Here is a 23,252-nt window from a genome sequence, read left to right as displayed (position 1 = left end):
ATTTCTAAAATATATTAAAGTGCCGGCTTTAAGAAAATTTATTATAAAGGCTTGCGCAAACCGATTTTTAAGGTGAAATATATAAACTGCTTAAGTTTAATATTTTTACTTTTTCTCTTTTGGTGTTATCGAAGTAGATTATTCTGATGTTAGTATGTTAATTTCTTGCTTTCGCTGTATCTGTGTTATATTATAAAACAGATAGATGTTGCTTTCTATAGACATTCATTTCGATATTTTTAATTAATTGTCTACTATGTATTACATATTAAGGAGAAAATATGAATTCAAAAGATAAAAAGGAAAAAGTAATTAACGAGATAATTCCATTAGAAGAATGTGTTATAGCATTTAAGAAGTTTATTAAAACACATAACATAGAGTTGATTAGTTTAAATGAAGCCAAATCTCGATATTCAAAAGTTGAGTTTACAAAAATTATGGACGAATATAAAATTGCGCAAAGTGATTTATATAAATACATTAAAAATAAGGATAAGGATAAAGATAAAAATAAGGATAAAGATGAAGAGAATTATAAACATACAAGAGATTACATTTCTAAAATATATAGAAAAAATGATACTCACAAACCTACTAAAACAGTATCAAAATTTTTAAATGATTTAATTCTAGAAAAATATAATGTCGTCCTTAAAGAAAATATAAATTGTGAGGACGCAATTAAAATTAAACAAGTTTATAGATTTTCAGAAATAGTTGATTTACTTGATAAAAATTTGAATAAAGATACGCTCATTTATTTGCCAAATGAATATAGCCTTAATATTTTAAAGAAGTCATCACTGGATGATATTTTGACTGCTATTAATCAAGTTGATTCTGAGGATGAACAAATAAATTTCTACATGGACTCTAGCATAGCGGAAAATGCTATCAACGAAGAATTTTTTATAAATATAGAAAAATTATCAGATAAAACCTTACAATGTATTTATGAATATTATGAATCTTTTTTACTATTAGATGATTACAAATGGAATATTATAAAAGTCCTTGAATCTCTCAGCAAAGAAAAATTAGAAGCAATAAAGAATAAAATTCTCGAATTGAAGATACCCAAAATGGATATTATTGATAATGCTTTTGAATATTGCAGACTTCTGAATATCACTTTGAACGAGAAACAACTTAACCAGGTCGAGAAAAATGATTATATTGTATTCCTTTCACAAGAATTAAATTATCAGGAAAAATCATTTTTATTAGAAATGTGGGATATATTTTCAAATATTAATACTGATGTTTGGAATGTATTTTGTATTATTGCGCTATCAGATACGAGCAAAGAGTATAGGATATCTCAAGCTATAAATAATATATTTTTAAATCATGGGCTAATAATTTGATGAAAGAGTTACTACTTTTAGGTTAAAAAAAGAGAGTTCAATTTCCTGATAATAATAAGGAAAGGAACTCTCATCTGTAAAAATTTTTCAAAATATAGAGGATAACATAATCACTTAATCTGTTTCCGGTTACTTAGTCCTAATATATAATCTACACTACAATTATAATATTTGGCCAGTAAAATAACGTATGATATAGGAATTTCACGTGTCCCCTTTTCATAACGTCGGTACACTTCACGTTGGCAGTTTAGATAATCTGCAATTTCTTGTTGAGTTTTATCATTGTCAATACGTAATTCTTCAATTCTTCTAAAATACATAACATCACCCAAAATAATACTACTGGATAGTTGCATTCTTTTGTTGGATATGCTACCATATAGTTACAAGGAAAATTTGGATTAACAATATGTAAAAATACGGGATTATTATTTCTAAGTTTGCCTAGGGTAATTTTGTTTAATTTATAGAAAAATACATAGGAAAAGAGAGGATTTTTATGAAAAACAGGAATCGATATTGCTATTCTATTTTAACTTACTTAATACTTGGCATTTTGTTATTAATAATTCCTACCAACATAGTTTTTGCTCAAGGCGCTAATTTAGAAACACCCACTGCTGTAATCAGGTACGATGTAAACAACGGTAATTTTTATCTCAAAGTTACAGCAGACCCAAATAGTAAAGTTTATTACAGAATTGATAATAAAAATGTAACAACAAAATGTAAAAATATATATTCTGGTAAGGAAATTAACCTTGGTAAAAGTGTAAGATATAGTGATACTATTTATTTAATGGCTGTATCAGGAAATAATACATCTTCTATAAAAAAATACAATATATCAGAAATGCAAAGTAGTTTATATGATAATGAAATAAAACGTATTGTAAAAATTGCAACAAATCAGGCTGAAAATGATTATGAAAAAGCCGCTGGTATATTCATGTATTTTCATGATAATTTTACTTATACAGACCAATGTAGTGATTTTCAAGCATTATTCAAAAAGACTGGTGTTTGTGATGAATTATCTACGGTTTATCAAAAACTATGTGAAGCCGCTGGGCTTACTTGTGAAAAAATGACTTACCATGATTATGAACCTGATGCTCATGCTTTTTGCCGTGTGAAACTTAATGGTAAATGGAACATTATAGATCCAGTACAGGCTATAGATTCTAGTAATGATAAAATGTTTTTTGATTGGCAACCAATAGTGAAAGATGGGAATACATACTATACTATCAATGTTCCTGCACAAACTGGTGATTTCTTCTCAGGCGTTCTTAGTAATTTTGGTGAAGGTGGCGGTTTAGCTGGTTCGGTCGTACACCAATATATTGATAAGAATTATAAAAATCCCGATAAACGCTATTATGTTTATGATTTAAACGGTAACCGTTATGGTGATTTGTATACTCAACTTTTTTGCTATTGTAATACAGAAACAATAGTTACTAAAATTTCCCCTGATGAATATCGTTTAGATTATAATTACGAATTACCAGAATTGGCTGGTGCAGAAGAGACTTATGAGCTGATTAAATACGATGCTACACTTGGTTATTTTGTTTACTCAGTGAGATTAATGGATGGTTCTTTATATGACCCTAATTAAGAAAGAATATACTTAATTATACTATAAACATACCAGTAGTAGGAAACGATGATTTTTTCATTTATATCTACCCGGAAATAATGAACTTTAGTAATTATTTTTATGATGGTTGGTAAAACCTTTATATAATATTTGATTACACTTTTGATTACACTTGAAAGAGCCGCCTGTCCGGAAAATTGGGAGCCACCGTTCCGGTTCCAGAGAGCCAATAAGCTTATGGCGCGAAAGGCTCTTTACATGAGTAGGATGTGATAGGCTTTTCTTGCCAAGGCAAAGCTCGCAGAATGCGCTGGCTGGCCGCATTGCCTTGAAATCACATCCGATGGAGGCTTATGTCAAGAGCACCGTGGAATAATGTTTTTCGCGGATTACAAAAAGTGGCTCTGACCTTCCGAAATGGTGGCTCAAAGTACTCCAGTATAATCATAGGATATTTTCATTTGTATATCACATAGCTTAAAATCACTATTTATTAAGTTGATTATATATGTTATATTAACCATAAAGGAGGTGGTTTAATGAACAACTGGCAAGCATCCTTTAAAGATTGGATGAAAAAGAATCTTAATATATCAGATAGTAGTATCGGACACTACTCTAGTGCCGTAAAGAACATTTTATCTTGGGCTAATATGGATATTACAGATATTATATCTACAGATGGACTAAAGCTATTTATGGATACGGCATTAAACAATCCTACTTTTCAAGAACGAAATTCAATAGGAAATAATATGTATGGAGTTGCTCTTCATAATTTCGAAAAGTTTATTAAAGGTACAATATTGAGTACATTATATATTTATCCTGAAACACTGCTTTCAAACAGCCTTTATGAGGGGGAACGAAAAACTATAGTAATAAATGCTTATGAAAGAAATCCTATTGCCAGAAAAAAATGTATACAAATTCATGGTGACAAATGTGCTGTATGTGGTTTTAGTTTTGCCGATACATATGGACAAGATTACATCGGCATTATTCACGTCCACCATTTAAAACCATTAAGCGAGATTTCTGAAGAATATGTTGTAGATCCTATAAAGGATCTCATACCTGTATGTCCAAATTGTCATTTAATTCTTCATAGCAAACCTAATGGTGTATATTCAATAGATGAAGTGAAAGCACTACTTATTAAGCAAAATAAACCCATTAATTAAAGTTCTAAAGAATTTTTAAATATTGTGCCATTGCTAAAAACGAAGTCCATGAAACATAGTTAAGGCTTTTGAATCAGCCTTTACATGTTTCATGGATTTTATTTTTGAATATGGCTTAAAATATGCTCAATCCGAAATAAGAGTGAGTAAATATTATTTATTTGCTTTTCCCATTTTTACTATTCATCTACCTATTTTTATGATCGGCAAATATTAATCCCGGATTGCTAATTTGTCTGCCTAATCTATTTTGTAAATGCATTAATAAATTTTCATTCAATTGAAATAGTAAATTAGGTTGGTTTTCGAAATTCTTTACTGTAAAGAATTTTCTAAAATCTAATACTAAATAAAAAGGCTTTCCATTAAATATATTTTTATCGTATAACAAACAGCTTATATACAAGTAATCAGCATATTGTTTAAAATGCCTATCGAGAACACTAGGAACCAATAGACCTGGGCAAAATCTCATCAATAACCTTCTATCCTGAGCTTGATCACATAATGTTGATACTTCGCAAATAATTGATATCATATTATTGTATTCATTTTCGAATTCCTGTTTAGCTTCATCTTTTTTCTTAAAAATATCAAACCCAGTTACTTTTAGTTCTGTATCAGGATTAATATGTACACTACCGCAAGACAGCGCTTTAGGCTGTGAAATCAAATTAATACTAGAATTTATTTTTGCATAATCAATAAGATCTAATATAGTTCTATTATCTCTAGAAATATCTAGTGATATCGAGCTACTATCAGATTTACCTATTTCATTAGCCAACAATACATTTAGCATATTTATTGTTGCATAAGAATGGTTTTGGGTAACTCCTTTTCCTACATATGCCTTGGCAAGTTCTTCATAATAAGTATTTAATCGTTTATTTAAATCTGTAATTGTTACCACATTTGATGATGACAATATTGATTTATATACTTTGGCGGCTGCTTGCCCAGCTAGGTTGTCCCAAAAGTACATTAAATTAATAGATGGTATTTCTGCCATTTTTTCTTCAATGGTTTTCTTAATTAATTCAATGTCAAAATGACCGTCCTCCTTTTTACATGAAAGCTTGTCCATTTCTAAAAAAGCTAAAGGAGACATGTTTACTAGTGACATACGAGGTTTCAATTCTTTCAGTATGTTAAGAGACTTGCTCCAAGCAACAATAATCACAGAACGGTCTTTTGCAGAGGGACCTAAAACTTTATCTAATACATTAATAACTTGTGATGCTTGAGTAGCATCATCTCCTCTTGAAGAACCGTCCAATTCTAAATCTAAAAGCACCAAAAATGTATCTGTAAGAGGTTTATCGGGATCGGGTAATGTTTCATAACTTCCGCTGAAATATGAGAAAGACACACCTTCCATTGAAAAAATCTCCATAAATTCTTTAATATTATCCATTTCATCATCAATAATAACTATTCGCCCGTTCTTTGGTAAAATCATTTTGCTTTCCTCCTAAATGCTAATGCGGTTATAGCTCCATGTTTAAAATCTTGCGGTAAATCAAAATCATAAAACTCAGGGAATAATAATTCGCCACCTTGGTTTTCCATACATTGATTAGCTACGAAAAGTCCTAAGCCTACACCTGCACCTGTTGGACGACCATGAATAAATGGCTTAATAGCGTCTTCTGTAGGTATTGTATACCCAATTCCATTGTCAGCAACTATTATTGTATCGTAATTTGCCATTTCGTTAGTCAAGCCTACATAAATTTTCTTATTTTCTATTTCTTTATAACCTAACCACCATATTGAATTGTCGATTAAATTAGTAATCGCGCCAATCGAAATACTTCTAGAACATTTAAGTTTAGAAGATTGATATTGCTCTATATTTGAGATGAGTTGAATGCCATGTGCCTTTAAGCGAAAATCAACATTAAAAAGTGCTTGTTTTATTATCGCCTTTATATCATAAATCCCTGTATCTTTACTTCTCAATAACATGGAATATCCTTTTACAAGTTCTGTAAGTCTCTTCGCCAAATCCTGGGCATGATCAAGTGCTTGGTTTGAACGACTGTCAAGTGAACGATTTAATTCATCAACCACCTTATCTATCTCGTGAATAGCTACACCAAGGCTAATCCCTGCATTTGCACTTTTAATAAACGTTTCTATCATGTCATTATATTCATCTTCAATACGTGCAATTTCTCTATTTAAATCTAATTTTAAACTATCATCTTTAACTTTTGTTTCGATGGTTTCGCGTAAATCCGATAATCGCCGTATTACAGGTTCTTTAACTCTTTTAGAAACATATTTATCATTAAGATTCGACTTATCAATATTTCTTTGTATTTCGAATTGTTGCAATGCAAATAAAACCGCCTTTTCAAAAGCCTCATAAGCTTCGTTTTCTACAAATCCCTCACGGTTTGATTTCTCCACAAGAGCCGAACTTTGTGATCTATTCAACATAACATAACCAATTAATTGATTATTACTGATTGTAATTCCGGGTCTATTTACACGGCGTATATCAAGTCCTAACCAATCATTACTTTTTTCTCCATAATCATATATACGTAGACCATCTCTATATACTTTTACACCACTATTAGCAGATACATAATCTTTAAAACCTTGTTTGTCATCAATTTCCAGTTTCAAAATATTTGACTCAAAGCTATATGCATAAAAATATATCTGAATTTCACCAATATCATACGGAGACAACTTAATTTCCTTAAAAATTTTCTTTTTTGTCTCTTCATCAAAAATTTGCTCTTTTAAAATTATATCTTTCTCTTTGTGATTACGATGATTAATTTCTGTCATTGAGTCCCAAGGAGTAAATTTATAAAAAAACTCACTCATATGGTCATTCTTAATTATGATCTTCGCTTTAAAAAGGGATTGTTTAATTACTTTAGATACATCCAACAAACCGTCTGTCCATCGCATATTTTCATCGACTTTGACCTCAAATGAATCGATTGTTTCTACTTGGGGTGGTGTTGTTAAAGTATTAATTAACCTAACGGTTTCGCGCAGAATTTTTTTGCTCCAAGTATTTCTTAAATTACTAATTATAATACGAGTGCCACTTTTATCTTTATCAAAAAATACTTGGGCTTTCTTTCTTCAACTTCTACACTTATATCAGCTAGATAATTAATATCTATGAGATTTGACCAATCTATTTTAAAATATATTTCATTTTTTGATTCCTTTTTCTTTGTAACGATTTCAATTGTATTTCCTAATTTATATGCACCAAACCGACCTATTCCTTTTTCTCCAATAGGTAGTCTTTTTGAATATTCTTTGTTATCTTTATTTTCTTGATATATCTTTTCTTTATAGTCAGTACCTGGCTGCATCCATACATTTTCTATAATATCTAAATCCATACCATCGCCATCATCTTCAATTATGATCGTTCCCTCTTCTGGTTTATTAATATCATAAAATGAAACTAAGGCATAATTAGCATTAGCATCGTAGCAATTTTTTACCAACTCAAAAATTGCTACCGCTTCATTTCTGATTAATTGATCTCCTAATTGAAGTAATAATCTTGCCTTTGGATTAAAACTATAATCTTTTTTGGACATTTTTCAATACCTCCTTTATGCCTTGAGCTATTTTCTTTGCCATTAACGGTGGAACTGCATTACCTATTTGGGTATAGACTTTTTGACGAGTCCCCTCAAAAAAATAATCATCTGGAAATGATTGAATTCGTGCCGCTTCCCTGACTGAAATTGATCTTGCTTGCTTTATATCAGGATGAATATAATAATGTCCATCTTTAGATATATGAGCTATAATGGTATGTGAATATGGTAAATCCCCTGCCACCACCTTGTATTTATCGGAAAAAATATCTGGATTACTTCTAGTTATTAACCGAGAAGGAAGTTGAGAATATACAAGCCGTTTTTTTTCTGTATTCCATAAATCTATAGCAATTTTGTATATTTCCCGATCATTTTCATTATGGTATCTACACATATGTTGTGTTAAAGGTATTTCCAAATTACTTCTTATACCGCTATTAAGCAAATAATTATTAGGAGAAGAATAGTATCTATTTATTTCTTCTCCCGGTTTCAAAGGATACAAATCTAGTAAAGCATCATTTACGATGTATTGGCTATTTTTGCTTATCGGATAGGACATCTCTTTAATATTATATTCTTTTTTCCAACCGGTGATTATCACCCGTGTCCTGTTTTGTAACACGCCAAAATCCATTGCGTTTAATTCTAAAGGAAATACAGTGTATCCTTTACTTTCAATCAGGCTTAATAATTCTCGAAACAAATCTCCATTCTTGATAGTCTTTATTCCGGGTACATTTTCAAAAACAAAAAACTTTGGGCTGTATTTAGCCAAAATCTCTGCATATAATTTATACAGATGGTTTCTTTGGTCTTTCTCGTTTTGATATTTCCCATTACTACGGCTTATTATAGAATATGTTTGACATGGTGGACCGCCAATCAGCCCATCTACTTCAGTACAATTCATTGCGCTCATATTATTGTCAATTATATCACAAACTCGATTTAAAGATTCATATGATATTGTTTCATTAAAAATAGTACTCATTAATTCTAATGGCAAAGTACTATATAAATCATTTCTACTTATTTCTTTCTTTAAATATTGTATGTAACAATCTATTTTTTCACACTGCTTTAAATAATGATAAGCTGTTCTAGTTGTTAAAGTATTTATAGCATCTTTATCCATTTCTATATGAACAAGCGGCGTAAACCCTTCAGAAATAAAGCCCTCTGCCAAGCCCCCGCTCCAGCAAATAAATCAATAATATACACGACATACCTCCAGTTATTAATAGCAGTATATGTCTATTTTACTATCATTATCCCATGAGTTTTATTCAACATCATTATAACATATAAGAATAATTATACTGCACAAATATTATAATTCATAATAATGTGTAAAACAACATAATATTATATAATATTTTCAGACCACTATATTAATCTACAATATTTTGATTTTAAATTATCTGATTACATTTTTGATTACACTTAAAAAGATGATGCACGGAACGTCCTTTCTATCCGTATTTTTCAGATGGTGTATGGTTCGAATCCCGTCTCGCGCTTAATGAAAAAGGGGCAGGAAAGCTAGTAAAATCAAGCTTTCCTGTTTTTTTGTTTCAAAACATAATGTGTGCAGGATGTGTGTAAAATCCTTTTACGTACTCGAACCGCTATAATGCCTTGTTAATCACGTAAGGGGAGATATTGGTCACCGACAGGACTTTTCTTCTTCGTATACTCACAGATAGCTACTTTGAGTTTTCCGTTTTCATCTTCAACACGACTTTCCATACGGTGAATATGTATTTCTCTGGCTTCCCAGTCAATATCCGCCCATTTCAGCGCCACAGCTTCTCCAATTCTAAGCCCAAGCTTGAAGAGAAGAAATACAACATAAGCATCGGTTTCAAAAGGCATCTGCATTAACAGCTTGTTCAACTGCTTAAAGAGCTTTTCCTTTTTTTCCGGGAGATAGACCCTGCTTTCATCCTTGGGATTATTCGGTGGCTTACAGGTTCCTTATTCTTTGTTTCAGAGAAATGTACATCCCGTTTCTTGGTTCCACGACTTCCATTAAATGTGATGTGTAACCGTTATTGGAATATGTTGGCATATTCGAAAGAGAATGATATAATGAAGTAAGTTGTTGAATCAAACCGTATTTCGTGGAGGTATATTGATGAATGTTTTACTGATAAACTGTAGCCCTGTCAAAAATGGTGCTACAGCCGAAATAATAAATGTTGTAAACTCAATATTGGGAACAAAATATGATATTAGAAACATTTGCATTGATGATTATGTAATAAAGTTCTGCAAAGGGTGCAGGACATGTCATAAAACAGCAAAATGCATACAAAACGATAATGTTCTAAACGTTATCGAAGATTATTCTTGGGCTGATAGTATTATTTCAGTAGCACCTTCTTATTGGGCAGATATTCCAGGACAATTTAAAGCATTTATTGACAGATGTACACCTTGGTGTAATACACATGAACCGCATGCAACAATCGGTCAGGGGAAAAAAGGGTATAGTATTGCATTACGAACAGGACCGAGTATGAAGGAGTGTAATAGAATTATAGAGAGTATAGAACACTTTTATGGTCACATGGGAATAATTCCTACTGATAGTTTGGGTCTCTGCTCTGTCGAGTATAAAGTTGATATTGAAAGCAAGAGAAGTGAAATAGAAGAGTTTTGTAATAAAATTATAAATGTTTAGTTTTACATATACCAAATTAACGAGCAAATTAATAAACTGGAATGCAGGTATTTATGTAGAAGCTTCGTTGTTTAATGAAACTTACTATTTTTAAGGAGAAAATGAAAATGGAAATTATGAGTTTGAAAAAAGATAATTTTCCAGCGGTAATGGAATTACTCTCGAATGGAAAACCGTATGTCTTTCCCCATCATGACTATGTTTATTGGATAATGGAGGGGTATTTTCCTTCAAGTAATTATGTGGTATCAGAAGAGAATAAGGTTATTGATTTTGTATGTGCACTCCCATCAATAGATAAAAAATGTTATTTTATATGGCAGATAGTAGTAGACGCTGACTATCGGGGTAAGAAGGTAGCATCTATATTAGTTGACCGTATTATCGAAGAGTCAAAACTTAAAGGATATAATAAATTAGAATTAACCATAAATAGTGACAATAGGGCAAGTTATAAATTTTTCGAGCGCACAGCTATTGAACATAATAGTAGCCTAAATAAGATAGGTGAGTATAAATATAAAGATTTAAACGATATTTTATATTCCATTGAATTTTGTTCCTAATCATACGGTTGAGTACCCTTATGAGTACGTAAAAATCGGAAGTGCCGTAAAGTCCCTTTCTATTAATATTTTTATAAGGGGATAGAATTCGAATCCCGTCTCGCATTTATTGGTTGGAGTAAATTAGATACCAGAAATAGGGCCTGATTCTTATAATTATTACCTCATATATGTTTAACCCATTCTTGTTTTGTGACATAGAAGATGAAATGGTTTTGAGTTATTATCATCTTGTAACGTAACAAATTTAAATCAGGAGTAATGAATATGGACATTGGAGCATCAATCAAAAAATTAAGAATTAAAAAAAGCATAACACAACATCAACTTGCAGAATATCTAAATGTTAGTATGCAAACGATATCAAGATGGGAAACGTCAGTAACATACCCTGACATTGTTATGTTGCCGATTTTAGCAAAATACTTCCATGTTACTGTTGATTACTTACTAAACAGTGGAGGGAATGTTATGAAAACCATCGAATCTAACAGATTATTAGTCAGAGAATGGAGCGAAAGTGATGCAACTGATTTGTTTGAATTGAAACAAAAATCAAACAATTTTATTGATTATTTGAATTTTAGTATAGTTGATGATACCTTAGATTCCATCAAAATATGGAAAGAGTATCAAGAAATGTACCCTGTTATTTTAAAAGAAACAGGCAAACTTATTGGAGTTGTTGGTCTTGTTGACATAAACAGATATAAGGGTATAGAGAATTAGAAGTTCATATTTGTAATAATTATAACGATTTAGAGTATGTCACTGAGGCACATAAACTAATATTAGATTATGGGTTTAATGAATTAGGACTATTAGTTGCTTTTGCTTATTGCGGCTGCGATGAAGAAATATTAAAGCAAGCTATGATAAAAACTGGATTTGTTTATGAAGGAACTTTGCGAAGATTTGGTAGAGATATGAGCGATAGAATGAGATATTCAATTATTAAAGACGAATATCGTCCTTAATCAGTAGTACACCTCTTGCATCCAGTATATAAATAAAATGAATTGACAAATGTAACAGATTTGCTGAGAGCGTTTCACGTTCTGTGTAAACTCTTACGCTTATAAATACACAAAAAATCAGGAGGCAAATTATGTCATACTATAATTATCAATCTAAAAATATATTTTATGAAGAAATAGGAACAGGAAAACCATTGTTGCTGTTGCATGGAAATACTGCATCCTCAAACATGTTTTTAAATATTGCCAACCAATATGCCGAGAAATACAAAGTAATTCTAATTGATTTTTTGGGACACGGAAAATCTGATAGACTTGATAAATTTCCTGTTGATTTATGGTATGAAGAAGCTCAACAGGTAATTGAATTTCTATCTCAAAAAAAATATGCTGAGGTATTTCTTCTCGGTAGCAGTGGTGGTGCATTAGTTGCCATCAATATTGCTTTAGAGAGACCAGACCTTGTTAGTAAAGTTATTGCAGATAGCTTTGAGGGTACAAATGCAATCGATGCTTTTACTGCAAATATCGTTAATGACAGAGATTTCTCGAAACAAAACGAGGGAGCGCGAATGTTTTATCAGGCGATGCAGGGTGATGACTGGGAAAGCGTTGTCGATAATGATACAAATGCGATTTTTGAGCACTCAAAACTGATTGGAAAATTCTTTCATAAGCCGATTTCTACTTTACAGGCAGATATTTTAATGACAGGCAGTAACGAAGATGTATTTATTACATGCGTGGATACAGAATTCTATAGAAAGATATATTCAAAAATGATAAAAGAAATTGGACATGGTGATTTTTACCTGTTTGAGCATGGAGGGCATCCTGCAATGTTGTCTAATCAAACACAGTTTATAAAAGAGACCTTATCATTTTTAGAAAGGGACTAAACTTTGTTTTGATTTGACTATTACGGCAGATGCTAATCTTGTATCTCAAATGGTTGTATTAGATTATAAAGATTGTCAGGATAAATTTAAACCGTATTTTTGTGAAATAACCTATAATACAGATTTGGATGAAATTGTTGCTACCAGAGAGCAATATGAAATACCACTTCAATATCTATTCTGACCAGTATGGGCACAGCTGCAGGAGGGATCCAATTCAGGATTTTATGCAGGTAATAAAATTTCAGACCAAATATGTAAGGAAAGTTATGATGTGTATCTAAAGGGTACGAAACACCTGACTCTTACCAACCTATCCTTAGTATCTCCTTTTCTCACTTGTCTTATGATGGACAGGGAGATCGTGTTGATGCCAAAGAGAATATTGAACTTGAAGACAGTATAATTCTGAAGTTTTTTGAGCACATATTGAAGAGGAAAGGAGAAATTTACTCAAAGGGTGTATATGAGTAGTAGAAATGTATGAATCTGGAATATTTTGTACGGAGCGTAACTTTGAATAGGAAGAAACTTAAACATTAAGCGATAAAAGTAAAAGGGTCCACAAGTTTAAGTTAATGTATCATTCGAAATGTGAGGTGAAGAATCATGACAGACAAAAAAATAATAGTACAATTTACAATACTGACATTTTGCATAGCCTATCTTGTGTCAGGTGCTATGATAGTTCTTGGGCAATTCGGATATTCGGTTCACAATTGGGTTCACTCGTTACAGCAATTCGGGATGAATATTCCATTTGCAATCTATATTTTGTCCCCCGCTATTGCTTCCTATATCGTTCTGAAGAAAAATAATAAAATAACGGATTTTAAGGAATGGTTGAAAACTGTTTTTTACGCCAAAAATAACCTATCTCTCTATTTATTCGTTGCTGCAGGGCTTGCACTGTATTTTTTGATCCATCTTGCAGTTTCAGGCCGCAAGGAAATGGTGCTCCCATTTTATACGTTCTTCCTTTCCTTGCCTGGAAATCTTATTATCGGTGGCTTGGAGGAAGCTGGCTGGATGTACGTATTGCAGCCTGAGCTTAACAAAAAATATGGTTTCGTTTTATCTTCTGTTTTAATGGGAATCATTTGGATTTTATGGCATATCCCTCTCTTCTTCATTCCGGGGACGAATCACGGAGATGGGCTCATTAACTTCTGGATGTTTGCAGTTCAACTCATGGCATTTCGATTTTTCAACGGGGCTATCTACAAAATATCAGGAAAAGGCCGTGTGTTTATGTGTGTATTATTCCACACCATGTTCAATGCGGCATCCCCCATCTTTGGTACCATGACTATAACTTGGGCGGGAACCATTGTCGCAAATGCTGTGATAGTTCTTGTTTCAATTGTAACTGTTGTGGTATATGAAAAAAAGAGCAAGGTACCCATACGTGAAATGTGATGTGCAACCGTTAGTGGAATATATTGTAATACTAGATTAATAGTGTGAAAGTATACATATGTAACAAAAATCGTTCTGTTTTTTCATAGATTTGTTATTTTAAATTTATATTTGTTTTTTCTCTCATGACTTAGTATAACAACACTTAACTGTTAATCCATTGTTTTCTTCTGAAATAATAGTAAAATATAATTTAAAAGCAGGAGGAAATTATATGATTAATAAAATTGATGTAGGCAAAAGAATCAGTTTTTACATAAAAACCTATGCTATTTGGTCAGAGATTGAAAAGCTTCGTCCTAGAATGATGTTAGATATTACCTGCGGAACAGGACAAGGAATAAAACATCAGATAAAAAGAATAAACTGGCCGATAACGATAGTAATGGTGGATATAAGTCACCGTATTTAAAATGGGATAAAATTCTTTACTCAAACGAATGGAAAAATCCGTATGTTGAAATGGTTTATCTTGCATGTGATGGATCTTGAACAATTCTGTCGTATTTTCTAATGCTGGGTATGAAAGCATGCAAGCAAAAATGATGAATGGTTTTCATGAGGCTTATCGAGTTTTAAAAAGCAATGGTTATACAATTTATACAAAATCAGTTGTTGAAAACCATGAGAATGAAAATTCCCAGAAATATGGTGAACTTCCTGTACCAGATACAGATAAGTTTCCATATGAAAATGAATCCAACAAAAGACAACCCCGTTTTATCCTAGTCGACATAATAGAAAAACACCGCAGAATAATAAAAAACAGACCTTAGACAGGGCATTAACTGCCCCGTCTAAGGTCTGTTTTTTATTTAAAATGTTCAAATATCAGACGTGGCTGGTAGTGTTTAACTCTGCAAGAATAATATTTAAATATGAAATTAAGGAAAAGGACATTATACAGAAAATTTTAATTTAGGTTATCTTAAGGTTACATTAATAATAACTAAAGATTATTATATTATAGTAATGAAAAACGACAAACTAGGAGAAAATGTTATGAAAAGAAATGTACGAAAGACTATGAAATCACTATCACAAAATCACTGTATCATATTTTCAGCAGTTGTAATTGTGATAGCATTAATCTTAGACCCTTTATTTGTTCAAATATTCTCTTTATTAGAACCAGGAGAATATTTACCTAAGATTATGGGGCAAATCATTCCGGGTATTTTAATTTTGCTCACTATTAGATGCATACTACCTAAACAAAAAATAGGATTTGCGAGAAAAGGATTACTGGTAGGAATTGGATTAGGATGGATATTTATAATTTATAGTGTAATCAACTTGGATATTTCATTTATTTCACAGCATGGAATTATTATGCCGCCATTAGCAACTACAGCAGGTTTCGTTATTTATTCAATATCTATAGGGTTCTATGAAGAAATCATGATGCGTGCACTTATATTAAATAATTTTATTTTAAATTGGGGTCATACAAAGAAAGGTATTTATAAATCGGCTATCTTATCAAGTGGATTATTTGGGATAGCCCATTTGGTTAATTTATTCTATACACCCGATTTAAAAATAGCAATAATGGCACAAATAGTTTATGCTACAACAATTGGGCTATTTTTTGCAAGTATATATTTAAGAAGTAAAAATATATGGGCTGTAATATTCTTGCATGCATTGTTTGATTTTGCAGCCTCTTTTAAAGAGGTATTTTCAACAGCTGTAAATGAAATAACAGATATTACGGTAGGAAATGCATTTGCATTTAATTTATTGTTATTGCCGTTAGCATTTATAGGGCTATTTTTATTAAGAAAAGTAGAACCAGTGAATATAAAAGACGAAATAAATAAGCCGAATTATAGAAGGTAGAACCCTGGAAATGAGTATCTTTAGAGAGATGTTACTATCAATCTGCGATTTTAAATCTTATAAAGAATTTATAAAGAACAGAAAATCTAGAATAATTTTATTTAGTATGGTATTAACGTCGCTTTATTATATAGTATGAAGTATACACTTACTTTTATGCAGATTTATAAGATGGCGGTTTATACAAGAACGCTTCCACTACTTATAAAAGGCCTGCTTGCAATGGTATCTGTAAAAATACCATCTTTCTGGGTCATTGACATTGGAATATCCGTATTTTATATCGTATTGGCAGTAAAGTCTGTGAAGGCATCCGAGTTGCCGGAATCAGAATGTAAAACGTAGTGAAGATAAAATATAATAAAGATTCTGTCAGCTCGTAATAATCTATTGTTAATAAAGTCAAACAATTATATGATATAAATATAATTTAATTTATGGATGAAGCATATTAAGGAGTTGATTTTATGGATTATACGATATTAGCAGCAGATGATGAAAAAGAAATATTAGAAATTTTTGAATTGTTCTTAAGCAAAGAAGGTTTCCGCATATTAAAAGCTGAGAATGGACAGAAGGCAATTGATATTTTTAACAAGGAACAAATAGATTTGGCAATTTTAGATATAATGATGCCGGGTATCAATGGAATACAGGTATTAGAATATATAAGGAAGAAAAGTACAATTCCAGTTATAGTTCTTTCTGCGAAGAAGGAAGATTATGATAAAATCATCGGGCTTAAGTTGGGCGCAGATGATTATATATCAAAACCTTTTAATCCGCTGGAATTAGTCGCGAGAGTAGAAGCTAACATAAGACGTACATATCATTTTAATATAGAAAAAAAAGATGATTGTATATTGAAAAATGGAGCATTGGGAATAAATATAAATGAAGGAAAAGTCATCATAAATAATAAAACAATCGAGTTAACTGCCACAGAATTTAAAATACTTAAACTATTATTATCTAATTGTGGACGGATTTTTACAAAAAAGCAGATATTTGAAGCAGTTAGAGAAGAAGAGTTTTTCGATAGTGATAATACGGTAATGGTTCATATCAGTAATTTAAGAAATAAAATTGAAGAGGATGCAAAACATCCGGTCTATTTGAAAACAATAAAGGGATTAGGATATAAAATGGATAAGGTGACAAATGTATGAGAAGAAGTAAAAGTTTGTTTATAAAGCTGGTGTATGGATATGTTACTTTCGGCTTGATTATAATTTTTTCAATTATATTTAGTGCAGCTTATCTATATTATGAGTATCAAAAATCAATTACAGACGGAAAAGTAATACAGGTGCAGGCAGACGAATTAGTAAAAGAGGATGATGTTTTAAAAGATAATTTATCATATCTTAAGTCGGATAATTCTTGGATAGAGCTGCTAGATTCTGATTTAAATGTTATAGATGTGAAGGGTACAAAAAAAGATTCAGTTACGCATTATACTTCTAAAGATTTAGGTAATATCATATATCGTAATAAAGGTTCATTTTATGCTGATGTCCTGAAGTTTATAGATACAAATCAAAAAAATAGGTATTGCCTGGTTAAATATCAAAAAGATATTATTAACTATAAAGTTAATTTAACAAATAAGAAGAGAGAATTTATATTAACAAATGAGCAGGGAGCAATTATAAACCATATTTTTATGAAAGGAATTTTATTATTTATATTTTTATGTATCTGTGATGTTTTAATCTTAAGTCATTGGGTTAATCAAAAAGTGAAAAAACCACTGAATTACATTGAGAAAGGTTTTCAGGATATAAGTAATGGTAATTTGAATATGCATTTATGCCTAGTATCCGAAAAAGAGTTTGAAGTTATTCAAGAAAGCTTTAATACGATGGTTGATAAGCTAAAAGCTTCTATAGAAGATAAGGAAATTATAGAACAGAATGAAAAACTTATGTTACTGAATTTATCTCATGATATAAAAACGCCGTTGTTAACAATAAAAGGATATGCAACTGCTTTAAGTGAAGGCTATATTACGGATGAAGATAAAAAAAATCAGTACTACCATACAATTTCACTCAAAGTTGAAAGAATTAGCGGTCTGGTCGATGAATTATTTGAACTACTAAAACTTGAAAATAAAAAATATAATGTTACAATGAAACGAATCGATATTAATGAATTTTTAAGAGAAACTATTGTAGAGTATTATGATGAAATCCAGGAAAAAAGCTTGAAATTAAAACTAGATATTCCTGAAACAGAGTGCTTTAAAATGATAAATATGCAATTAATGAAAAGAGCATTAGGGAATCTTCTGGTTAATGCAATGAAGTATAGCCCTGAAAATACAACAATTACTATAGTATCTGAAAATGATGGCGAGAAGGTGTTAATTGTAGTACAGGATGAAGGGGCAGGTATTCCAGAACATATAAAGAAAAATTTATTTGAACTATTTGTTGTAGGAGATAATGCAAGAAAAACGTCTGGTGGTACTGGACTGGGATTAGCGATAACAAAGGCTATTATAGAAAAACATGGTGGGATAATTACATATATAGATACAATAGTTGGAACAAAAATTGAGATAAGATTATAAAAAGACAAAGCATCAAAGAAAACAGACCTAGATAGAGAAGTGAACCAGAAACTGTTCACTAAACAGCCCCATCTCAGGTCTGTATTTTTGTCTTTTTAATTACATTAAATCAAGTTGATAATGCAAATGAGATATGTAAACCTAAAGAACCTAAATCATTATCAGGCGATGGAATTAAATGTAGTAAACATGTAAGATTAATAGTCAGGCAATCTAATGAACATATATTGATGTTGGCTCCTAGTGGATTAGAAATCTAGAAGATTTATAATGCAAAATGTAAATAGCCTAGAAAATTGCAGCATTATTGTTACAGATCCGAGTAGAGAGATAGAGAGTACATGTATATCAAATAAGAAAAAATATATACTCAATCTATTTAGCGAAGATACGATAGGTTATGATCCATTATTAAATTGTAATAGTGATTTTGAAGTTAAAAAGATTGCTAATGTTTTTTTGACTAATGGATTAAATGCTTATAGTAATAAAATAATAATAGAAACCAACAGGATTGGGTTGGTATGTCAACCCCTTTACTAACCGCCTATAATTAAAAATCAGATATCTGTTAATAAAGTCCTATAATCCATATGAAAGCATATATTTATTAAAAAATATGGTGTTTTATATGGATAAAAAAATTCAGTTATTAATTAGCTTTCTTATACTTTTAAGCTGTATAGGTTTCATTGTATATAGCATTAATTTTAGAAGAGCAGAAAATGCAAAAAAATCATACAAAGAAGTTAATACAATCATAGAAGATAAAAATTTAGAAAATACTGATATTTATGATAATTTCCTAAAAAATTTTGATTGTCAGGGAGAAAAATATTATTACTCTTTTATTGAACTAGATAGTTATGACTATCCTATTCTTCTACTTTCCAATGGTGTTTATAAGTTTAATAATGAAAGTGAAGTTGCATTGTGGACAGATATTTATTATCCGGTTAATAACGAAATAATAATGTTTGGAAATATAAACTCGAATGGAACTGCGTATCCTATTTCGGCCGATACTACAGGTATTTATACCGCAGGTGGGCACGAAGTAACAAAGTATAGTTTAGATATTCAAAACCACAAATTGAAAATGATAAATAAATATATAATGTTTTTCCACAAAGTAGGGCAGGAAGTAAACGCTATAACGATAGGAGTTATAGGTGATGAAAATAAAATAGTAAGTGAAGAAGAATTTGATAAAGCATATAAAGAGTATGGGAATGCAAATATAATATATTTTAAACGCCTGTGTTAATCAGGAATCTATCCATTCAATGTATCAGACATCACCGGTGTAAGTACATAAAAAATAGGTGTACTTTTTATGCACATAAATCAGAATTGATAGAACTTTTCCTTTCAATATTTTCAGTGTTGGATTTTGGTTCGTATCCAGATCATGCATAATCTTTCGAGTCCCTATACATTTTTTGTAAATAAGAGATGTGCATTGGAATATATTGTCATAAATGAAAATAGATGATATAATGGTTAATATTATTGAATTACATAAGACATAATCATGATACAATAGATGACGATTGCGAAAGATGATTTTACATACTATGTTAAATCAAAATAATGTTGAGAAGATTATTTATATTACAGGAAGGTGAAACTTAATGAAAAAAGAATATTCGGCTATTCCAGAGTCGATGAAAGATATGGAAACATATGGTTTTTCATGGATGGATTTCGTAACTGCGATACCATCACCACTATTTGTTGTAACTACCTATAAATCTAATGGCAAACCTAATGCTTGTCTGCAATCATGGGCATGCTTTAATGGTAGCCCTCATGGCTTTTATGCAATACTCTCAAATGTAAATAAATCTGGACATATGTATCAATCCATAAAGGAAAAAGGGGAAGCAGTGCTGAATTTTCCCTCTGCTGATATTTACGAAAAATGCACGGCAACAATCACTAACAATGGATTCGATAATGATGAAATAACATTATCGGGACTTACTGCAGAACAAGCTACGGGTATAAATGCACCACGTATCAAAGATTGTTTCCTTAATCTCGAATGCCGCTATCTGTGGGAACGTGAGATAAAAGATGGAGATACCCATGTTTTAATGTGTTTAGAAGTTGTTAATATTTGTGTGGATGAAGTGCATTTGGATGAAATCATTCAAGGAAGGTACGGTGAAAAAGGATACCTTTACAATGTACATTATCCTATAAACCCAGAAAATTTTGAGGGCAAATCACACGACTGGATAGCAACATTGAAAAAGTTTAAAGATATGGGAGAATATTGAAAAAATCAAATGATTACATATGAATGAATCGAAGAATTAACAAACATTTTTAATGATAGCTTAGTAAACCAGATAAATTGACAGTTTCTGATGATATGTTAAAGGGGTGAAAATAATATTGAATCAAAAAATAGAACTTCCAGCTTGTATTAAAGAAATTGTTAAAAACGACAAAATGCAGATAGATAATATTGGCTGTTCTGATTCCCAAGTCATATTCTTTGACAATTATGTTCTTAAAATTGAAAAGGAGAGAGAAGAATCAAATAATGAGCACATAATGCTTCAGTGGTTACAAGATAAATTATCAGTACCTTATATTTATGTATCACATAAAGAGAATGATAATAATTATCTGCTTATGTCAAAATTAAAAGGACAAATGGCTTATAGTAATTATTGGTTACAAAGGCCAAAACAACAGATTCATTTATTGGCAGAGGGGTTGAAATTATTATGGGCGGTTGATATAAGGGATTGTCCTTACCAAAATAACATCAAAAATAAATTAAGATTAGCAAAATACCGTATAGAAAATGGATTGTCAGGCAGGGAAGACTGTGAGCCAGAAACATACGGAAATAATGGTTTTGAATCTCCCAGTGAACTACTTACATGGTTAGTTAACAATCAACCGGAAGAAGAGTTAGTATTTTCCCATGGTGACTATTGCCCTCCTAACATATTTATCAGTGATAATAAAATTAGTGGCTTTATAGATTTGGGACGGGCCGGTATAGCGGATAAGTGGCAGGATATTGCACTTTGTGTTCGAAGTATAGGGCATAACTATGGCAAAGATAGTGTATATACTTCTCAATTGTTTGAAGAATTAGGAATAAAAGCAAATTGGGAAAAAATAAATTACTATATCTTACTAGACGAACTATTTTAGTCAAAATTGCAGGAGGTTTACATGTGAATGCACCGGAAAGATGATATTGAAGAATAATGGGTTGTAGTACCTAGTGATATGATTTTTTCACTAGATGAAATAATAAAGCAAGTTCATTTTCAGGAGAAATATTTTAATTCTGAAGTAGTGTTATAAAATAAATTTTATCGTTAGTATAAAGTATAAATAATATAGTGAAATGTAGAGGGTTAAAAAATGGGACAATTTAAGTTTGAACAATGTTTGGATATAGAGGGACTTTATACAATAGAGCCTAAGATATTTTCAGACGAAAGAGGGTATTCTCTGGAAACATATAATTATGAAGATTTTGCGGAAGCCGGACTTGATATGGTGTTTATTCAGGAAAATCTATCACAATCAATTAAGGGTGTTCTTAGAGGTTTACATTTTCAGAAAACGTATCAGCAAGGGAAACTGGTACGAGCTATCAGCGGTGAAGTTTTTGATGTGGTAGTTGATATTAGAGAGGGATCAAAAACATACGGTAAATGGTTTGGTGTTATTTTATCAGCAGAAAAGAAAAACATGATTTATATTCCGGAAGGATTTGCACATGGTTTCTTAGTCCTTTCTGATACGGCTGAATTTGCCTATAAGCTTACTGACTATTATCATCCGGAAGATGAAAGTGGTATACCCTGGAACGATAAAACATTAGGTATTGAATGGCCTATTCCAGAAGAAATGAAAATTATAATATCTGAAAGAGACAGTAACCATCCTGCTTTTATTGAGGGGATCGTGTTAAAACCGAAAAGGAAATAAGGGCGGCGGAAGTTATTATAATGAGATAAGGACAAGCCTTATTACAGAAAGTTGAAAATATATTATATGGGAAGGAATTGACATGATAAACAAAGACGAGGAGTTAATTAATATTATCACTAAATTTGCTGAGTCTGGTTGGAGTGTAATTGATGAGCCATCTAAGGTATGGTTAAATGCAAATAATAACGATGAAGTATCAGAGAAAGTTACCACTGAGTTAATAGCCGCAGTTGAAAAAGCGGATAACGAATGTGGAAGTTGTGGATGTGAATTTGACCCACTTTATAAAAGAGCGTTAGTATTGCTGGGCACTGCAATAGGATAATGAAGATTATAATTGTCCTAAAGAAATTGCTTTTAAGAATGCAGCATCGGTATTATAGTGATTAGTTTTTTCACTATAACCTAACCGAAAGAAACAGGCTTTGTCAGTTTCTGCGGTTCGCGTGCTCGTTGGAATTATTGCAAGCAAGCTAATGCCCAATTTGCTTTCGCGGAAATAAAAAAGGATTCTCCATAAGAAGAATCCTTTTTTCGCGTTTAAAATCAGATGG

The 23,252-nt window shown here is 31.3% G+C and carries 25 protein-coding genes; 19 read left to right on the top strand and 6 right to left on the bottom strand.

Translation table 11 applies throughout. The annotated features are described in order from the left end of the window. Positions 1–281: 281 nt before the first annotated feature. Positions 282–1,370: a hypothetical protein gene (locus tag Ana3638_RS20845; RefSeq protein ID WP_161839751.1), complete on the top strand. Its 1,089-nt coding sequence runs from the start codon at positions 282–284 to the stop codon at positions 1,368–1,370. Between the two features lie 110 nt (positions 1,371–1,480). Here the strand turns inward: Ana3638_RS20845 and Ana3638_RS26945 are convergent, their stop codons facing one another. Beyond that, complete coding sequence (locus Ana3638_RS26945) at positions 1,481–1,693, bottom strand: helix-turn-helix domain-containing protein (protein ID WP_161839750.1); 213 nt, start codon at positions 1,691–1,693, stop codon at positions 1,481–1,483. 179 nt (positions 1,694–1,872) lie between these two features. Between Ana3638_RS26945 and Ana3638_RS20835 the strand changes: the two genes are divergently transcribed. Further along, positions 1,873–2,997: a transglutaminase domain-containing protein gene (locus tag Ana3638_RS20835; RefSeq protein ID WP_161839749.1), complete on the top strand. Its 1,125-nt coding sequence runs from the start codon at positions 1,873–1,875 to the stop codon at positions 2,995–2,997. Between the two features lie 521 nt (positions 2,998–3,518). After that, entirely contained in the window at positions 3,519–4,163 is a 645-nt protein-coding gene (locus Ana3638_RS20830; protein WP_161839748.1) for an HNH endonuclease, read from the top strand. A 187-nt stretch (positions 4,164–4,350) separates the two neighbouring features. Here the strand turns inward: Ana3638_RS20830 and Ana3638_RS20825 are convergent, their stop codons facing one another. From Ana3638_RS20825 to Ana3638_RS20805, 5 genes are all read right to left on the bottom strand, one after another. Then, positions 4,351–5,625: a hypothetical protein gene (locus tag Ana3638_RS20825; protein ID WP_161839747.1), complete on the bottom strand. Its 1,275-nt coding sequence runs from the start codon at positions 5,623–5,625 to the stop codon at positions 4,351–4,353. Then, entirely contained in the window at positions 5,622–7,010 is a 1,389-nt protein-coding gene (locus tag Ana3638_RS20820) for a sensor histidine kinase (RefSeq protein ID WP_161839746.1), read from the bottom strand. Before Ana3638_RS20820 ends, Ana3638_RS20825 begins: the two co-directional genes overlap by 4 nt. 212 nt (positions 7,011–7,222) lie before the next feature. After that, positions 7,223–7,750, bottom strand: coding sequence for an ATP-binding protein (locus Ana3638_RS20815; RefSeq protein ID WP_161839745.1), 528 nt, complete (start codon positions 7,748–7,750; stop codon positions 7,223–7,225). After that, the gene (locus Ana3638_RS20810) at positions 7,731–8,945 is read right to left on the bottom strand and encodes a DNA cytosine methyltransferase (RefSeq protein WP_246240446.1); all 1,215 of its coding nucleotides are present in this window, start codon (positions 8,943–8,945) and stop codon (positions 7,731–7,733) included. The genes Ana3638_RS20815 and Ana3638_RS20810 overlap by 20 nt, the downstream gene beginning before the upstream one ends. A gap of 455 nt (positions 8,946–9,400) precedes the next feature. Beyond that, positions 9,401–9,655, bottom strand: a complete 255-nt coding sequence (locus Ana3638_RS20805; protein ID WP_161839744.1) for a tyrosine-type recombinase/integrase — start codon at positions 9,653–9,655, stop codon at positions 9,401–9,403. 241 nt (positions 9,656–9,896) lie between these two features. Between Ana3638_RS20805 and Ana3638_RS20800 the strand changes: the two genes are divergently transcribed. The 16 genes from Ana3638_RS20800 (at position 9,897) to Ana3638_RS20725 (ending at position 23,023) form a co-directional block, all read left to right on the top strand. Next, entirely contained in the window at positions 9,897–10,445 is a 549-nt protein-coding gene (locus Ana3638_RS20800) for a flavodoxin family protein (protein WP_161839743.1), read from the top strand. Positions 10,446–10,552: 107 nt separating this feature from the next. After that, positions 10,553–11,011: a GNAT family N-acetyltransferase gene (locus tag Ana3638_RS20795; RefSeq protein ID WP_161839742.1), complete on the top strand. Its 459-nt coding sequence runs from the start codon at positions 10,553–10,555 to the stop codon at positions 11,009–11,011. Positions 11,012–11,278: 267 nt separating this feature from the next. Then, the gene (locus Ana3638_RS20790) at positions 11,279–11,740 is read left to right on the top strand and encodes a helix-turn-helix domain-containing protein (RefSeq protein ID WP_161839741.1); all 462 of its coding nucleotides are present in this window, start codon (positions 11,279–11,281) and stop codon (positions 11,738–11,740) included. A 379-nt stretch (positions 11,741–12,119) separates the two neighbouring features. Then, positions 12,120–12,887, top strand: coding sequence for an alpha/beta fold hydrolase (locus tag Ana3638_RS20785; RefSeq protein WP_161839740.1), 768 nt, complete (start codon positions 12,120–12,122; stop codon positions 12,885–12,887). A 609-nt stretch (positions 12,888–13,496) separates the two neighbouring features. Beyond that, entirely contained in the window at positions 13,497–14,306 is an 810-nt protein-coding gene (locus tag Ana3638_RS20780; RefSeq protein WP_161839739.1) for a CPBP family intramembrane glutamic endopeptidase, read from the top strand. A gap of 214 nt (positions 14,307–14,520) precedes the next feature. Further along, entirely contained in the window at positions 14,521–14,718 is a 198-nt protein-coding gene (locus Ana3638_RS20775) for a hypothetical protein (RefSeq protein WP_161839738.1), read from the top strand. Between the two features lie 118 nt (positions 14,719–14,836). Then, a complete protein-coding gene (locus Ana3638_RS20770) occupies positions 14,837–15,082 on the top strand; it encodes a hypothetical protein (RefSeq protein WP_161839737.1) in 246 nt (81 codons plus the stop codon). A 226-nt stretch (positions 15,083–15,308) separates the two neighbouring features. After that, entirely contained in the window at positions 15,309–16,148 is an 840-nt protein-coding gene (locus Ana3638_RS20765) for a CPBP family intramembrane glutamic endopeptidase (RefSeq protein ID WP_161839736.1), read from the top strand. A gap of 135 nt (positions 16,149–16,283) precedes the next feature. Further along, positions 16,284–16,493, top strand: a complete 210-nt coding sequence (locus tag Ana3638_RS20760; protein WP_281352847.1) for a DUF1189 family protein — start codon at positions 16,284–16,286, stop codon at positions 16,491–16,493. Positions 16,494–16,615: 122 nt separating this feature from the next. Next, entirely contained in the window at positions 16,616–17,317 is a 702-nt protein-coding gene (locus Ana3638_RS20755) for a response regulator transcription factor (protein ID WP_161839734.1), read from the top strand. Continuing rightward, positions 17,314–18,726, top strand: a complete 1,413-nt coding sequence (locus Ana3638_RS20750; protein ID WP_161839733.1) for a HAMP domain-containing sensor histidine kinase — start codon at positions 17,314–17,316, stop codon at positions 18,724–18,726. The genes Ana3638_RS20755 and Ana3638_RS20750 overlap by 4 nt, the downstream gene beginning before the upstream one ends. 631 nt (positions 18,727–19,357) lie before the next feature. Then, complete coding sequence (locus Ana3638_RS20745) at positions 19,358–19,993, top strand: hypothetical protein (protein ID WP_161839732.1); 636 nt, start codon at positions 19,358–19,360, stop codon at positions 19,991–19,993. Positions 19,994–20,360: 367 nt separating this feature from the next. Further along, positions 20,361–21,011 (top strand): flavin reductase family protein, encoded by a 651-nt coding sequence (locus Ana3638_RS20740; protein ID WP_246240443.1) that lies wholly within the window; start codon positions 20,361–20,363, stop codon positions 21,009–21,011. 118 nt (positions 21,012–21,129) lie between these two features. Further along, a complete protein-coding gene (locus tag Ana3638_RS20735) occupies positions 21,130–21,906 on the top strand; it encodes an APH(3') family aminoglycoside O-phosphotransferase (protein ID WP_161839731.1) in 777 nt (258 codons plus the stop codon). A 216-nt stretch (positions 21,907–22,122) separates the two neighbouring features. Next, a complete protein-coding gene (rfbC, locus tag Ana3638_RS20730) occupies positions 22,123–22,695 on the top strand; it encodes a dTDP-4-dehydrorhamnose 3,5-epimerase (protein WP_161839730.1) in 573 nt (190 codons plus the stop codon). A gap of 82 nt (positions 22,696–22,777) precedes the next feature. After that, positions 22,778–23,023: a hypothetical protein gene (locus Ana3638_RS20725; protein ID WP_161839729.1), complete on the top strand. Its 246-nt coding sequence runs from the start codon at positions 22,778–22,780 to the stop codon at positions 23,021–23,023. The last annotated feature ends 229 nt before the right edge of the window (positions 23,024–23,252 follow it).

It is taken from the genome of Anaerocolumna sedimenticola (assembly GCF_009931695.1).
GTDB lineage: Bacteria > Bacillota > Clostridia > Lachnospirales > Lachnospiraceae > Anaerocolumna > Anaerocolumna sedimenticola.
Note: the sequence above shows the minus strand (reverse complement) of the source record. Positions and strands in the feature narration are given on the sequence as shown.